Genomic DNA, 16,215 nt, shown 5'->3' with positions numbered 1-16,215 from the left:
AATTTTAAGTTTTATTAATTAAAAATTGTACTTCAGAGTCACCACGAAATTCCTTCCTGGCTCGAACATATAATATCTGAGTCTGTTCAAATATTCTCTGTACTCTGTGTTAAATAGGTTGTTGATTCTGAAATTAAAATTCAGATTTTTGAATAAGTCTGCTCCAATAGAAGCGTGAAATAAGGTAAACGAAGCCGGCGTAGAACTGAAATCCACAATCTCACTTCTCTCCACGCCATTTTTGATAAAAGTCACCGGAAGATTTCTGATTGGAAAACGATTTTGTTTGAATGTATTTTCGTTCTCAAGACTGATGTAGAAATTTTTGGGTTTGTAAAGATTAAGCTCAATTGAATTTCGAAGTTTTGCTGGCATCATCAAAATCAAAGGTTCATTATTCGAAAGATCGTCGCCTCTCAAAATACTGAAACCCGATTTCCATTTCAAATTATGCAAAATCGAAAGTTCCGCATCTGCATCCACACCATAAATTCTCGCTTTGATCTGCTGATAAGTCCAAACCGGAAAAACGCCTCGATTCGTGTTCAGAACACTTGTCGGAATTTGATTTACGAAATTATCAGAAATCATCAAATAAGGATTTGCCTCGAAATGAAGACCTTTCATCACATTGAAATGAGCTGCCAAAGATAGATTCACGTTGTAAACCGTTTCTTTTTTGATGTTCAGATTTCCTTCTTCCATTATCGCCGCAGAATGGTGCAATCCGTCCGAGAAAAGTTCTGCAGCATTTGGCGTTCTGTCTGCTCTGGAAAGATTTAGTTTGAATTCCAAATTCTGAGTTGGTTTGTAATCCAATCCTACATTCGCGGAGAAATTATGATAATCCAGAATTGGTCTTGTCAAAATCCTGCTTCCAGATTCATTCACAAAAAACTCTGGGAAAATGTCTGCGTAATTGGCATTCCATTTATCAGCATCATAATATTTGTACGCATCATATCTGCTGAAGTCATATCTCACCGCCGCTTCTGCATTCAACTTCGAATTGAATCGATATTTGAAAACCGAAAACGCGCCCGCATCATATCGATAATAATCTGGAATCAAACGTCTCGCTTTGGTGGCAGGATTTGGGAAATTGTCTTGAAAACTTCCAGAAATTCCACTTTCCAAACTCCAGTCGGAACGTTCTATCAAATGAACCAAACTCGCCGAATGTGTTATCAATCTCAAATCCATTGATGGAATATTGCTCAATTCGCCTCGTCTGATGTCGTATTCTTTTCTGCGGTTTAATTGAAAACTATATTGAAAAGTCAGCTTCCCAAAATCAGCAAAACGTCTGTAAGCCGACAGTTTTGCAATGTGATGACCTACTTCCTGTTTCGGATTATCAATATTGTAAGTGAAATTATCAAGATAAAAAGGCTGTCCAAAGTTGACCGCATTGTAAAAATCCTCCGGACTCGCCAAATGCGCACCTCTGTAAATCCCAAATTCCTGATTGATTCCGCTATAAGACACATCAAAACCTTGCAAAAAACTATGTTTCCCAAATGAGAAATTGAAAGAATTGAATTCCATTCCCGTGTTTTGCAACGTGTGATGCGGAATGTACTGGTCACCGGTTTTCTTGTAACTTCCGCCGGCTTTTACAAACCATTGGTTTTCCCAAACTTTTGCTACGTTTGCACCAAGCTCGCCTCCTATACCATTGGAAATTCCGGAAAGTTTCACACTTCCCATTATCGTATCTTTCTTTGGCAAAATGGCAGGTTCCAAAACTACAACGCCACCAACGCCCTCATTCCCGTACTTCAAAGCGGAAGCGCCTTTCACAACATCGATGTGTTCGAAATCGTTGACATCCACATTGGGTGCGTGTTCTACGCCCCATTCTTGCTCTGCCATTTTCACGCCGTTGTTTAAGATGGAAATTCGGCTTCCGTACAAACCACGGATGACAGGTTTTGAAATATTGTTACCTGTTTTCAAAGCTGTAACGCCAGCAATTCGAGAAAGAAGATTTCCAAGATTTTCTGTGGAATTTCTCTCGAGTTCTGTTTTGTCCAGCGTTCTCATAATCACAGAACCCTTTGTCTTGTGACTTCCGTGGATTGTAACATTTTGAATTTCATTAGTATGATGTTCCAGCGTGATTGCCAAATGCACATCTCTGTCAACTTTTACATTTTCAGTATAATCATCGCAGAGAGGATGCTTTGCAACGAGTTGGTATGAACCTGCAGGAATGTCTCGGAAAGAAAATTTCCCTTTTTTATCTGTTTTCGCCGTGAATTCTCCGATTTTGACAACGGCGTTTTCCAGCATTGTCTTATCGTGAAAATCCTGAACCGTTCCTTCTACGGAATGCTTCTGCGCAGACACCAATGCAAGCCCGAAAAAGACCAACATCAGATTTATAATGTTTTTCATTTTTTTAAATGGTATAATGTACTTTGTACAATGTAAAAAGTAGGATGGAAATCTTTGAAATTAAATTGGAAACCATCTTGAGAATTGGCAATCTGCAGCCCGAGCTGAGTGGAGCTCATTTTTTGCGGTGGACTTAGCCTTGGCAAAAAATAGCGGGAACGGAGCGCGGATAAGCTGCCCAAATAATTCTCGGTTCATATCTACCAATATGTCGAGACTTCGTCTCTTTTTAAAATGGTTGATATTTATGCTACCGATATTCCGAGACTTCGTCTCTTGCCAAAAATGGTTTGATAAATTAATTCAAAGAAGATTCTCAATGGATGATTGAGAAAAATAAAATTTAGGAAAGTGCGGGTGGACCGCGGAGTTGGAAGGTGAATTTGGTTGCTGACCATATTTTTTCCTGTAAAGAAAAAGTTTGTTGTGTGTCGTGTGTGTGGTTTTCAAAATGGAAAGAAAACTGCTCCGGAACCAAAGAATTGCCCGTTACCAAGAAATGACAAGCCAAACAATCGCCAGTTTGACCTTTAGAAATGTCGGATGAAAAGGTTTTCTCCGTCTTTTTGAAACTAGAATCTCTGAAGAACGATTCGCCTTCGTGGCTATGCAATTGGGAGGAAAATAATGCCACAAAAAGATACATCCCGGCAAAAAATACCGAAATGAAATTATTGAAAGTTTTATTTCTCCTGTTCAACATAGCTACAAAGGTAGAACTTTTTCGTATTTTAATTATTATGTTAAATCAAAATTATTTTTCTTCTTCGAAATACAATCTGTAATATTTCCCTTTGTCGTCTTGTCCGGTTTCCAGTTTGTCTCGGTCGCCGTGGATGTAGATGTGGAAATTTTTATCGAGCTTAATGATCGATTTGAAATGTCTTTGTTGCTTCTTAACCGCTTGATTGTTAATTGGAAAATCTTCTGAGATGGAAACTTGCATATCGTTCTCATAATCAGATTTAAAGTTCGAAAAACTTTCTATGACACTATCATCAACCAAAACTTCTTTCACAAAATCATCATATTTGAACTCTTCTTTTTCTTTGAAAAAATTGATAGACTTATTCAAAAAATCCGCTTGGTCTGCTTTTGAAACTTCAAATTCTTCTGGCAACTTTTGCGTGATAAAATCTTTGTAAACGGACAAAGTTTCCTGCGTGTGGAAGTACTCGTTGTCGCGTTGTTTCACTTTCAAGAAATCTTCGAACCAATAATAGATGTCGCCGTTTTTGTTGTTATCTATAACAGATAAAACGTAGCCACTTTCTTTCTCGCTGTTGTAGATCAAAGCCGCTTTATCAATTTTCGACAAGCTGATTCCGAAGTCTCTTTCGATTTCAAAAGATTCGTCTTGAGGATTTATTTTCAGGAAACCTTCTCTTTTTTCGGTTTTGAAAATTCCGATAGAATCTGTCTTCTCACTTTTGCCATCTGCGGATTCAAAAACTTCGCCTTCAAAATAAACCACAAACAACTCGCCCGCTTGAACTCTCGGATTTTCTGCTGCTTCGTAAAGATGTTTGGCGATGTTTTCAGATTCCCACTGAAACTTTGCTTTGTCCTCAAAAATCTCGGAAACAGAACTGTAAACGGGATTATTGACCAAATAAGAATCGCTATAAAACTGAAACTGCTCCTCAGATTTGAAGGCATTGATGAAGTAATTCCCCAGCAATTCTGTCATATCCTCATCCAGCTGAAGCTCCTGCTGAGAAAGCGTTAAAGATTCTCCATTGATTTTATTCCCGACTCTGTGAACTGTGATTTTTGAAAACATTTTTTATCTTTTGAGTTTGCAAAGATATTCATTGTATTAATTATGGACTCTATTTTATTCCAAATAATCTTTGTACAAGATCATTAATTCCTGACTGCTGTTGATTTCCAATTTCCGGTAAATGTTTCTGATATGAACTTTGGTGGTTTCTACAGAAATCGACAATCGGTCGGAAATCTCGTTTTGTTTTTTGCCTTTGCAGATCAACAGAATAATTTCCAGTTCTCTTTTTGTAAGGTCGTTTTGATTATTTTCTCTGCTAGAATCTTCTTTTTTCTGGAGTAATGACAGTGCGAAAACGGGTTTTTCATTAATAAAAATACTTTTGGTAACGCCCAGAAACTGTTCAAATTTTCCAGCATTGTTTTTCAGTTTGTACTCCAGTTTCAGATAGCCTTCTCCGCCTTTTTTGAAATGAACCACAGAATCCAAAAGCGTGTGATAAGAAGAAGGATGGATGGTAGTGAAATAGTAAAAATAATCAATGTCCTGAAACGTATTTTTCTCAAAACCATAATAGTTTTTCATTTTATCATTAATGAAAATCGGTTTCAGTTTTTGCAAATCGTGTAGCGTGATGTACGAATCAAAAGCATTGAAGAAATTGGTGAAATCTGGATTAATGACATTATCGACTTCCAAGAAATTGTTCATTTCGATTTGATTAAAAACGGCATCAATTGTTTGGACAAGCTCTGCGAATTTGAGATGTTGATTGTTCATTGGTTGTATTGAGTTTCAGCCATTAAATTAATCATTCTATTTTAATTTTAATAAAAAAATACCCCAAAAGTGGTATTGTCTATTAAGATATATCACTCTAACTTCGATTCCAATAACTAATCAATTGAAAAAACAAAGAATATGAAAACAAAAATTATCTTTTCGATGATTTTGATGCTGACCATTTGCACTACAAAATCTCAAACTTTGATGGACGAAACTTTTACTGGCACAAGCCTACCTACAGGCTGGAGCATAAGTTCTACAGCAACAAATCCCGACGAGCAATGGACTTTTTATGATCTTTATGATGATGTTGAGGTTTATGAAAGTTCTACCACGCCACAAGAGGAATGGCTCTATCTTCCAGAGCAGAATCTACAAAGCTATTCTACTATGTTTTTTAATTTTTCGCTTTGGATGTACAACAAGAAAAGCTTTGCTGTAAACAAATCTTGTAAAGCAATGGTTTACATCTCTACAGATGGGGCCAATTGGTTTGAAATGTGGAATTCTCAAAACCTAAACACTGAAGAATTTGATGGGGATTTTCTGTATGACAGAATGTGGAGCATCAATCTAACACCTTATTGCGGAGCGGGAAAACCCAATGTGAAAATCGCAATCCGTTACACCAGCAATGCAACAAAAACCGAAACCAAGACTTCTTTTGCAGCATTGATCAGAGCAAACATCTCAGGACAACCCATTACATCCTTCAGCGATCTTGATAAAAATCTAATCCAATGGTATCCCGTGAGCGGATTTACTGGAACTTATGATATTTACTACGGCCCACTGGGAACCACTACAGGAAGAGCCGGCGGAACGTTGGTAACAGGACTCCCTGGCACAAGTTTTACAATACCCGAAAACTACTGTCAATACACAGCATATATAAGGTCCAACAATGGAACCCCGGGAGAATGGGTAAAACTAGATTTCCTAAATACAGTTGATAATATGACCGCAACCCCAACCCTTACGAGTGCCCAAATTGCGTGGACGGGCGATGCCGATTTGTATGATTTGGAGTATGGCGTTGGGAATTTTACAGTTGGCAACGGAACAAGAATCAATAATATTTCCGGAACCAGTCATAATCTTAGCACTTTACTGGCAAATACGAATTATAAAGTCTTTGTGAAAGCAAGTTGCAATACGGCATCCTGGAGAAACATTACGTTTGTCACCACCACACTTGGAACAGAAGAAACGGAAAAACAGACAATGAAAATCTACCCAAATCCGAGTTCTGATGTTATTCATTTTTCTGAGGAAATCAATTCCTTTAAAATCTTTGATATTAATGGGAGAATTGTAAAGTCCGTGGATCATGCGACTGAAAAAATAGATATATCCAAACTACCGATTGGAAATTATACAGTTTCTGGCAAAGCAAAATCAGGAGAAAAATTTAGCCAGAAAATCATTAAAAAATAATTTTAAAATCCACCGAAAACTCACTACAAAAAAATCCCCAAGCTTTCGCTCGGGGATTTTTCATAATTACTTAACTTTATATTCTTCCTCACTAACAGGTTCAAACCATTGCGACGGATTTTTCTCGTGGTCGATGCTTACTGCAATGTGCGTCATCGCTTGGTCTGCTGTTCCGCCGTGCCAGTGTTTTACGTTCTTTCCAATTTTGATGACATCGCCTTTTTTGATGATTTGGACAGGTTTTCCTTCTTCCTGATGATAGCCAACGCCATCGGTCACCAAAAGCGTTTGTCCGCCGGGATGATTGTGCCAATTCGTACGACCGTTCGGCTCGAAAGTGACGTTGCTTACTCGAGTTCCCTCATCACTTAAAATGGCTTGGTAAACATTGCCTACAAATTTGTCATTCGGAACTTTGTGCCCTTTTTCGAATAACATTTCTGATTTTTCAGAACTTGCAATCTCAGAACTTTCGACTTTGCTTTCCTGACAAGAACATATTAAAATTCCTATTAATCCTAAAATTACTGCGTTTGCTTTCTTCATTTTTAACTTTATTTTGAATATTTGAATTGGTGCAACTGCAATTTATGGATTTTGATTTTAAAAACTTAGACAGAAAAAATCCCAAACCTAAGTTCGGGAATACTTTTATTTTTTAGAAGGATTATTATTCGCTGCTCTTGCATCAACCACTGTGTTTTGTCCGGAAGCAATTAGCCACTTCTCGTTCTGTTTTACAAAAACCAAAGTTAAAATATCGTCGCTCGCAGGCATCTTGTTGTTTCCGTGGTCGATGCCGTCTGGTGGGAAGAACTCACCTACACTGGAAATTAAAGTTGCAACAGCTACATCTTTTGTCAGAAATCTGGTTTTCAAACTTTTCTGCTTGAAAGGAACACCTTTGAAGAACGCTCCGAAGTTACCTTGATGCGCAGCCTTCACTTCTGCTCTTCCTTTCCACCACATTCCTACGATGTTCACCCATTCCACATCTTCTGTCATATAGGAATCCATATTTTTGAACTCGTGGGTGTTCCAGTCGGAAACCATTTGGGTAACCTGCGCTTGAATTGCTTTTTCATCGGTTTGAGAAAAACAAACAACGCTTGTCATTAATAATAAAAAACTGAAAACAATTTTAAGATTTTTCATTTTAATTAGATTTTATGTTTGATAAATCAAAGCTAATCAAATTATTACGAAGTTATTAAACAAAAATCCCCAAGCTTTCGCTCGGGGATTTCACTTCTTAATTTAAAATTCAGAATCACAATCATTGATACCGAATTAAAAATTTAGACAACTAACTAAATTTTTATAATATTATCTCAATTAAAAAAAACAAAAAACAGATTGAACCTTTTTTTGTTTTTTTCTAATTAGTTAAGTAATTATTTTTTGATCAATTTCACACCTTCTGCCGCATCGTTGATTTTAACAACATATACACCAGCTGGTAGATCCGCAACATTGATTTTGTTATCAGATACTTTGGAAATAGATTTTACTAATGATCCTGCAACGTTGTAGATTTTGACCTCTGAAATAGCTTTTGAAGACTGTAATACTACAATATCTTTAGCTGGGTTAGGATATAAAGCAACTTTGTTTTGAGAAGCAATATCATTAACACCCAAATCTGAACAAGTTACTTTAGTAGGAACATTGCTATTGGTTTGTGTTCCGTCATCATTCCCCAGCTGCCAGTATGCATCCCATCCCCAAGTGTAAATGCTCCCTACATTATCAATTGCAGCACTGGAATAATATCCTGCTCTGTATGGGATAGTTTTCCATGTTGCAGTACCCACCTGAGTAGGGGTGTTAATCCTAGCATCTGTTGATCCAGCTCCTATTTTACCATTGTTGTTGTCTCCCCAGCCCCAAAGTGTTCCATCGGTTCTTGTAGCAAATGATGAAAGCTTTCCTGCTGATATGGCTGACCAGTTGGAGCCACTCATCTTTTGAGGAGTGTAATAAGTGGTTCCTGTAGTACCCAAACCGACTTGCCCGTATGGGTTTCCTCCCCATGCATATAATTCGCCGTTTGTTTTAAGTCCAATAGCGTGGAATTCCCCACCATATACCACAGACCAGTTGGTATCTGTACCGATTTTCGTGAAATCATCTACTTCATTTCCTGATGCTTGCGGCAAGCCGGTTTGTCCATAGAGATTGGCGCCTGTTGCCCATAAAGTTCCATCTGTTTTTACACCGTATGTGTTATAAAGGCCTGTTCCTAACGACTTCCAGTTAGTGGAATTGGTAGATTCCTGCGTCCACACATTCACATAGCCAACGGATGTACCTATACCTAGACCGCCCCAGTCATTGTAACCTGTGCCCCACATAGTTCCATCATTCTTAATAACCACAGTATGAAGAAGACCTACAGAATATGTTTTAACATTTTGCATAATAAGCTTCGGAGAAACTTGATTGGTGTTATTTCCTAACCCCAACTGACCGTAATTATTACCTCCCCAGCCATATAAGTCACCATTAGCCTTAAGCGCTACAATATAGTTCTCACCTGCCTGCACCTCTGTCCATCCGCCACCTACTTCAGACATTTCCCAAGGGTGTTGTATTTGTGTATACTGACCTGTGCCGTTTCCAGAAAGACCGAAATTGTTATAACCCCACAGCCACAATGAGCCATCATCCTTAAGAGCCACAGTAAAACTCTCTCCTTGAGAAAGATTTTTGTATCCTGTTAAAGAACATTGAGCATTCATACTCAAACTAGCCAAAATAGCAAGCGAGCTAATAGCAGCTTTTTTCTGGCTTTTTAGAATTGATAAAATTTGTAACATAATCTTTTATTTTTATTGATTAACGATACAATATTACAATACTAACTATGCTATGGACAATTAATTTGTTGAATGAATTCGGAAATCATTCGTTGCTAAAAACCCCCATATACCTATGATAAACAAACATATACAGATAATTAATTCGTAAGAAAAATAGAAATAAAAAACAATCATTACAATGCCGCAAAAACTTAGCTCGAAGTACATTAATTTATAGTTTTTAAATTTAATTTTCAATAAAGTGCTAAATTAACTCCCGTAAATAAAGGAAAAACCAAAAGAGTAATATTCTAGAAAAATATATTTCAAAAAAGTCGTGGTTGTTCAAGAAACGAAATATCTCAAACGCATAAATAATGATATATTCTTTAATTTTATTCAATTCCAAACATCATCACTTTGATTAAAATCTCTGGTTTCAAACATGAAGATTTTATCTAATTCACAAAAAAAAAATCCCCAAGCTTTCGCTCGGAGATTTTATAATATTGATTGACTTTAAAGTCTTATTTCACTTCTTCGAAGTCTGCATCCTGAACATCTTCTGCTCCGTTTGCCTGACCTTGAGATTGTTGAGCTCCTGCATCAGCTCCCTGACCTTGAGCATACATTTCTTCTGAAGCCGCCATCCAAGCTGCATCTAGAGCTTCGGTTTTAGCTTTTACATCGTCACCGTTTTTAGCTTCGAAAGCGGTTTTCAATTCTGCGTGAGCAGTTTCGATGGCTGCTTTTTTGTCCGCAGACAATTTATCACCAAATTCTTTCAATTGCTTTTCAGTTTGGAAGATCAATCCGTCAGCTTTGTTGAAAACTTCAACCTCTTCTTTTCTCTTCGCATCCGCTGCAGAGTTTTCCTGAGCTTCTTTTTTCATTCTTTCGATTTCCTCGTCAGAAAGACCAGAAGATGCCTGAATTTTAATAGACTGCTCTTTTCCAGTTCCTTTATCTTTAGCAGAAACACTCAAGATTCCGTTTGCATCAATATCGAAAGTAACCTCAATCTGAGGAACACCTCTTTGTGCTGGTGGAATATCTGTCAAATCAAATCTACCAATCTCTTTGTTATCGTTGAACATTGGTCTTTCACCTTGTCCTACTCTGATGCTTACTGCAGGCTGATTGTCAGACGCTGTAGAGAATACTTCAGATTTTTTAGTTGGAATTGTAGTGTTCGCTTCAATTAATTTAGTGAAAACAGAACCCATAGTTTCGATTCCTAAAGAAAGTGGCGTAACATCTAGCAAAAGTACGTCTGTCACATCTCCGGTTAAAACTCCACCTTGGATTGCAGCACCGATTGCAACAACCTCATCTGGATTAACTCCTTTTGAAGGTTTTTTACCGAAGAATTTCTCAACTTCCTCTTGGATAATTGGGATTCTTGTAGAACCACCTACCAAGATCACTTCGTCGATATCGCTGATAGAAAGACCAGCATCAGAAAGCGCTTTTTTACAAGGCTCCATAGAACGTCTTACCAAGTCAGCAGATAATTGCTCGAATTTAGCTTTAGTCAAAGTCTTAACCAAGTGTTTAGGACCTGTAGCTGTAGCTGTGATATAAGGAAGGTTGATTTCAGTCTGAGGAGAAGAAGACAATTCGATTTTTGCTTTTTCAGCGGCTTCTTTCAATCTTTGTAAAGCGATTGCATCACCTTTAAGATCTACACCTTCTTCAGCTTTGAATTCGTCTGCCATCCAGTTGATGATCACATCATCAAAATCGTCACCACCTAAGTGCGTGTCTCCGTTTGTAGACAATACTTCGAAAACGCCGTCTCCTAAATCAAGAATAGAAACGTCAAAAGTACCACCACCTAAATCGTAAACTGCGATTTTTTGGTCTTTGTGAGACTTGTCCATTCCATAAGCCAAAGCTGCTGCCGTAGGCTCGTTGATAATTCTTTCTACTTTAAGACCTGCGATTTCTCCTGCTTCTTTAGTAGCTTGTCTTTGCGCATCGTTGAAGTAAGCCGGAACAGTGATTACCGCTCTTGTTACTTCTTGTCCAAGATAATCTTCAGCAGTCTTCTTCATTTTCTGAAGCGTCATTGCAGAAATCTCCTGTGGTGTATATTCTCTGTCGTCGATTTTTACTTTTACAGTATCGTTTGGTCCGCTTACCACTTTGTATGGTACTCTAGAGATCTCAGCAGAATCATCTTTGAAATGTGTTCCGATGAATCTCTTGATAGAATAAACAGTTTTTGTAGGGTTTGTCACCGCTTGTCTTTTTGCAGGATCTCCTACTTTTCTTTCTCCGTCTTCTGTAAACGCTACGATAGAAGGCGTCGTTCTTTTTCCTTCTGCATTAGGGATAACTACAGCATCTTTACCCTCCATTACTGCAACGCAAGAGTTGGTTGTACCTAAGTCAATTCCGATTATTTTACTCATTTTTTTATATGTTATTTTTTGTTATATAAATTATTACAATCTGCAATTCTCAATATTTGTACCACGTCATAAATTATGACAAATTGTCATTAATAAAAAAAAACTCCGCCTTTCAGCAGAGTTCGTGGAGTTAGTTGTAGTTAGAATAATTTAGTTCTTAATAAACTTCAATGATTTCACAAAACCACTTCCGTTGTAGGTTCTCACATAATAAGTTCCACTTGGAAGATTTTTAACATCAATTTTGTCAGTTTCATTTTGCACATTCGCTTTTTTGACCAATTTCCCATCACTTGCAAAAATTTCAACTTCATTGATTTTAACCAAGGGTGAAGCGATAGAAATATAGTTAACAGCAGGATTCGGGAAAACATTGATAGAGTTTGATTTTTCTACATCATCAACAGCTAGAAGTGAGCAAGCGTTAGAGTTTAGCAAACTAGCTCTTGGTCCCGCCATTGTATTCTGAGTAATCGTTTTTTGGTTGTTTGTAAACATGGCCATTTGTGCATCATAAACATAATCCATATAATTCATAAACATTGCGCCATTTGTACTGCTGGAACAAGTAAATTGATTGTCTGGGAAGACTGGATTATCTTCTCCATAATATGGCTGCTTAGTCGCTGGCGTATCTGCACAGCCATCGCTCCCTGCAGAAGTTCCACAAGAATCTTCTTCGTCTCCCCAAATGTGATTTAGACCAAAGTAATGTCCAATCTCATGAGTTCCTGTTCTACCCTTATTAAATGGAGCTTCTGCTGTTCCAGTCGTTCCAAAAACATCATAACCAATACAAAGTCCATCATAAGAAAGTCCTGCAGCATCAGGAAGATAAGCAAAACCCAATGTCCCTTCCCAAGGTTCACCAAACTCATCAAAACCGTCAAATTTCCCTACCCAAATATTAAGATATTTTGTTGGATTCCAAGCAGGTAGACCGCTGGATTTATAGTAACTATTTCCAAAAACAAAGGAATTGGAAACTGCTTTTCTTTCTATCCCTGATGTTGCAGAACCATCTGGTTTTTTGGTTGCAAGACAAAATGCCAGCTCAAGATCCGCTCCAACAGGCTTGAAAGCAGCTGGAACAACGGTATTAAAATCAGCATTTAGTTTTCTAAAATCATCATTCAAAACTTTGAGTTGAGATGCAATCTGTGCATCAGAAACATTTTGTGCTCCGTTTTTATACAAAACATGTACAACTACTGGAATTGTGACAACAGCCTTTGTTCCTTTATTCGCAGTGTAATTATTGTTTACAAGAAAGTCTCTTAGCGCTTGCTTGTTTGCTTTTGCTTCAGGATTGCTAGCGAAAAACTCCGCCATCTTCTTATCCGTCCCGCAAGTTTTTTGTCCATAAGCGCTCAAAAAAAACGCACTTGACACTAATAGTAAAAATTTCTTCATTTTTTTTATAATCAATTAAAAGGGTTGCAAATCTATATTATTTTTAGATATATTTTATAAATTTTATTAAATATTTTAACATCAACTATAAAATCCTCAACGAAACCACATTCCTTATTTATTTAAAAATTAGTTTACAGTACCGAAACATAGCTTTGCCAAAGAAGATTGTAGTTTGCGAAGCCAAAATAATACAATGAATTTTACTACTTTTGAGATAAACAAAACTACACTAATGCCACAAGAATTTAATCCACGCGATATCACCTGGCTCGGCTTCAACGCCAGAGTGCTGCAGGAAGCGATGGACAAGAGTGTTCCCATCCATCTCAGAATTCGTTTTCTTGGAATTTTCTCTAATAATCTGGATGAGTTTTTCCGGGTAAGAGTTGCCGGATTGAAACGTGCCATGGATTTCAAACAAAAGGTTCTTGCCGAATCTTTCTATGATGCGCCTTCCAAAATTTTACAAAAAATAAATAAGCTGGTCATCCATCAACAAGAAGATTTTGACAAAACCTGGAAGGATGTTCAGCGTGAAATGGCGAAGGAAAATGTTTTCATTAAAGATCATAAACATCTTACTGAAGCTCAAAAAGAATTTGTTGTCAAATATTTTGATGAAGAAGTGGAAAGCAATGTGATTCCGATCCTTCTGCACGACAACAAACCGATGCCATATTTGCGTGAGAAAAGTCTTTTCATTGGCATTGCGATGCGCAGAAAAGAATGGCAGTACGAAAGTCAATACGCCATCATAGAGCTTCCTGTAACCGCCAACGGACGTTTTGTTTTGTTGCCAACAGAAGATCCTACGCAAAAGGACGTGATGCTTTTGGAAGATGTTATCATTTACAATCTTCCACATATTTTTTCTTATTTTGGATATGACGATTTCACAGCACATTGTTTCAAAGTGACAAAAGATGCAGAATTTGATCTTGATAATGACATCAAAACAACCTTGGCAGACAAAATCGAGAAAGGTGTCAAAAGCCGACGAAAAGGGAAACCAACCCGTTTTGTTTTTGATAAAGAGATGGACAAAGCCTTGTTGGAATTCCTCATCAAAAAATTAAATTTAACAAAAAAAGACAGCATCATTCCGGGACAGAAGATTCATAATTTCAGACATTTTATGGATTTTCCTGATGTGTTCAAAGCGTATCAAAAGCCTGTCGAAAGAACCACTTTTATCCATCCGGAATTTGCTAATAAACAAAGAGTGACGGATGTCATTATCAAAAAAGATGTTCTGCTGACATTTCCTTATCATTCTTACGATTCTGTTATTGACCTTTTGAGAGAAGCGGCGATGGATCCTGATGTAAAATCGATCCAAATCACAGCGTACAGATTGGCATCGAGCTCTAAGATTGCGAATGCTTTGATTAATGCCGTCCGAAATGGAAAAGATGTGACAGTAATGCTGGAGCTGCGTGCAAGATTCGATGAAGAATCCAATCTTTGGTGGAAAGACAAGTTTGAACTGGAAGGCGTAAAAGTTCTTCTGGGCATTCCCAATAGAAAAGTACACGCCAAGTTGTGCGTCATCAAAAAAAGAGTGAACAACAGAACTATTCAATACGGATTTGTCAGCACAGGAAACTTTAACGAAAAGACCGCAAAAATCTATGGCGATCATCTTGTAATGACTTCCAACAGAGCTGTGATGGCAGATATTAATAAAATATTTTTAGCACTCAGCAAACCAAGAGTTGATCCTTCTGTCACACTGAAAAGTTGTAAAACGCTGATGGTTTGTCCAATTTTTATGCGAGAAAAAATCATCGCTCATATCGACAAAGAAATAGAAGAAGCCAAATCGGGGCGCAGAGCAGAAATGATTATCAAAGTTAATTCTCTGAGTGATAAAACCTTAATCTTAAAACTTTACGAAGCTGCAAACGCTGGCGTGACGGTGAAAATGATTGTTCGCGGCATCTATTGTGCTGTGAATCAGAAAGAATTCAAGAAAAAAATCTACGGAATAAGCATCGTGGATGAATATTTGGAACACGCCAGAGTGATGTATTTCTACAACAAAGGTGCAGAAAATATGTACATCTCTTCTGCCGATTGGATGACGAGAAATTTGGATTACAGGATAGAAGCCGCGACGCCAATCCTACAAAAAAATCTAAAAAAAGAATTGAAAACACTCCTAGATATTCAATTGGAAGACAATGTGAAATCCAGAATACTGGACAAGAATATGAGAAACGAATATGTGGAAGACGGCAAACAATTGCAAAAAAGATCACAAATCGAGACTTACAATTATTTGAAAAATCAGAAATACTAAAAAAAATATTCTATATTTATTTTTTTAATCCGTCCAATCCATGATAATCGCTGCTATAGACATCGGAAGCAATGCCGCAAGACTCCTCATCAATGAAGTAAAAGAAACCAAGGGCAAACCAGAATTCACCAAACTGAATCTCCTGAGAATCCCTTTGAGACTGGGTTTTGACGTCTTCAGCAATGGCGAAATAGGAGAAGACAGGAAACAAATGGTCATCAAAACAATGATTATTTTCCGCGAGATGATGGAGATCTACAAAGTGGAACATTACCGTGCTTGCGCCACCAGCGCGATGCGTGATGCAAAAAACGGACAGGAAATCATCGATATCGTAAAAGAGCAAGCGGACATTAATATCGAAATCATCACTGGCGACGAGGAAGCCACCTTAATCTATGAAAACCACGTCGCAGAAGGACTTGACAAAGAGTTCGCCTATCTGTACGTAGATGTTGGAGGCGGTTCCACAGAGCTCACATTCTACGAAAACAACAAGATGAAATACGAGCATTCCTTCAATATTGGAACCATCAGACTACTCAACGGTTTGGTAACGCCGAATATTTGGGACGAGATGAAGGACGAAATCAAAGATAAAATCAAGAGCAAAAAACCTGTGGTTGCAATCGGTTCTGGAGGGAACATTAATAAAATATTCTCTCTCAGCAAAACCAAAGACGGCAAACCAATGTCTGTTTCTATCATCAAAAAATACCTGAAAGAGATGGAAAAACTTTCTGTAGAAGAGAGAATGCAACTTTACCAGTTCCGCGAAGATCGTGCTGATGTCATTGTTCCGGCTTTACAAATCTATAACAACGTGATGACCTGGGCGGAAATCAAACAGATCTATGTGCCGAAAATTTCTGTGGCAGATGGATTGGTGAAAAGCATTTATTACAATTTGAAGAAGTAAAGATGATAGCT

At 37.6% G+C, this 16,215-nt stretch carries 12 protein-coding genes; 3 read left to right on the top strand and 9 right to left on the bottom strand.

Annotation, left to right across the window (positions count from 1 at the left end; all coding sequences use genetic code 11):
* Positions 1-18 precede the first annotated feature (18 nt).
* The 4 genes from B0I22_RS12235 to B0I22_RS12220 all read right to left on the bottom strand — a co-directional run bounded on the left by B0I22_RS12235 (position 19) and on the right by B0I22_RS12220 (position 4,906).
* Positions 19-2,400: a TonB-dependent receptor gene (locus B0I22_RS12235; RefSeq protein ID WP_185145346.1), complete on the bottom strand. Its 2,382-nt coding sequence runs from the start codon at positions 2,398-2,400 to the stop codon at positions 19-21.
* 343 nt (positions 2,401-2,743) lie between these two features.
* Positions 2,744-3,103, bottom strand: coding sequence for a hypothetical protein (locus B0I22_RS12230; protein WP_133945281.1), 360 nt, complete (start codon positions 3,101-3,103; stop codon positions 2,744-2,746).
* Between the two features lie 51 nt (positions 3,104-3,154).
* Positions 3,155-4,183 (bottom strand): nucleoid-associated protein, encoded by a 1,029-nt coding sequence (locus tag B0I22_RS12225; protein WP_133945279.1) that lies wholly within the window; start codon positions 4,181-4,183, stop codon positions 3,155-3,157.
* Positions 4,184-4,237: 54 nt separating this feature from the next.
* Positions 4,238-4,906, bottom strand: a complete 669-nt coding sequence (locus B0I22_RS12220) for a response regulator transcription factor (RefSeq protein ID WP_133945277.1) — start codon at positions 4,904-4,906, stop codon at positions 4,238-4,240.
* 141 nt (positions 4,907-5,047) lie between these two features.
* Between B0I22_RS12220 and B0I22_RS12215 the strand changes: the two genes are divergently transcribed.
* The gene (locus B0I22_RS12215) at positions 5,048-6,349 is read left to right on the top strand and encodes a T9SS type A sorting domain-containing protein (protein ID WP_133945275.1); all 1,302 of its coding nucleotides are present in this window, start codon (positions 5,048-5,050) and stop codon (positions 6,347-6,349) included.
* Positions 6,350-6,415: 66 nt separating this feature from the next.
* On the opposite strand, the gene B0I22_RS12210 is transcribed toward B0I22_RS12215, so the two are convergent.
* From B0I22_RS12210 to B0I22_RS12190, 5 genes are all read right to left on the bottom strand, one after another.
* Complete coding sequence (locus B0I22_RS12210) at positions 6,416-6,895, bottom strand: cupin domain-containing protein (RefSeq protein ID WP_221411235.1); 480 nt, start codon at positions 6,893-6,895, stop codon at positions 6,416-6,418.
* A gap of 105 nt (positions 6,896-7,000) precedes the next feature.
* Positions 7,001-7,504, bottom strand: a complete 504-nt coding sequence (locus tag B0I22_RS12205) for an SgcJ/EcaC family oxidoreductase (RefSeq protein WP_133945273.1) — start codon at positions 7,502-7,504, stop codon at positions 7,001-7,003.
* Between the two features lie 239 nt (positions 7,505-7,743).
* Positions 7,744-9,090, bottom strand: coding sequence for an RCC1 domain-containing protein (locus B0I22_RS12200; protein WP_425459603.1), 1,347 nt, complete (start codon positions 9,088-9,090; stop codon positions 7,744-7,746).
* Between the two features lie 587 nt (positions 9,091-9,677).
* Positions 9,678-11,567 (bottom strand): molecular chaperone DnaK, encoded by a 1,890-nt coding sequence (gene dnaK, locus B0I22_RS12195; RefSeq protein WP_133945269.1) that lies wholly within the window; start codon positions 11,565-11,567, stop codon positions 9,678-9,680.
* Between the two features lie 150 nt (positions 11,568-11,717).
* Positions 11,718-12,980, bottom strand: coding sequence for a zinc-dependent metalloprotease (locus B0I22_RS12190; RefSeq protein WP_133945268.1), 1,263 nt, complete (start codon positions 12,978-12,980; stop codon positions 11,718-11,720).
* A 235-nt stretch (positions 12,981-13,215) separates the two neighbouring features.
* Here B0I22_RS12190 and ppk1 point away from each other — a divergent pair, with 235 nt between their 5' ends.
* Together ppk1 and B0I22_RS12180 are read left to right on the top strand one after the other, a co-directional pair.
* Positions 13,216-15,285, top strand: a complete 2,070-nt coding sequence (gene ppk1, locus B0I22_RS12185) for a polyphosphate kinase 1 (RefSeq protein ID WP_133945266.1) — start codon at positions 13,216-13,218, stop codon at positions 15,283-15,285.
* A gap of 40 nt (positions 15,286-15,325) precedes the next feature.
* Positions 15,326-16,204 carry a Ppx/GppA phosphatase family protein gene (locus tag B0I22_RS12180; RefSeq protein WP_133945264.1) on the top strand — a complete coding sequence of 293 codons (879 nt, stop codon included), beginning with the start codon at positions 15,326-15,328 and terminating at the stop codon, positions 16,202-16,204.
* The last annotated feature ends 11 nt before the right edge of the window (positions 16,205-16,215 follow it).

The sequence above is a fragment of the Epilithonimonas xixisoli genome (assembly GCF_004365655.1).
In the GTDB taxonomy this organism is placed as follows: domain Bacteria; phylum Bacteroidota; class Bacteroidia; order Flavobacteriales; family Weeksellaceae; genus Epilithonimonas; species Epilithonimonas xixisoli.
Note: the sequence above shows the minus strand (reverse complement) of the source record. Positions and strands in the feature narration are given on the sequence as shown.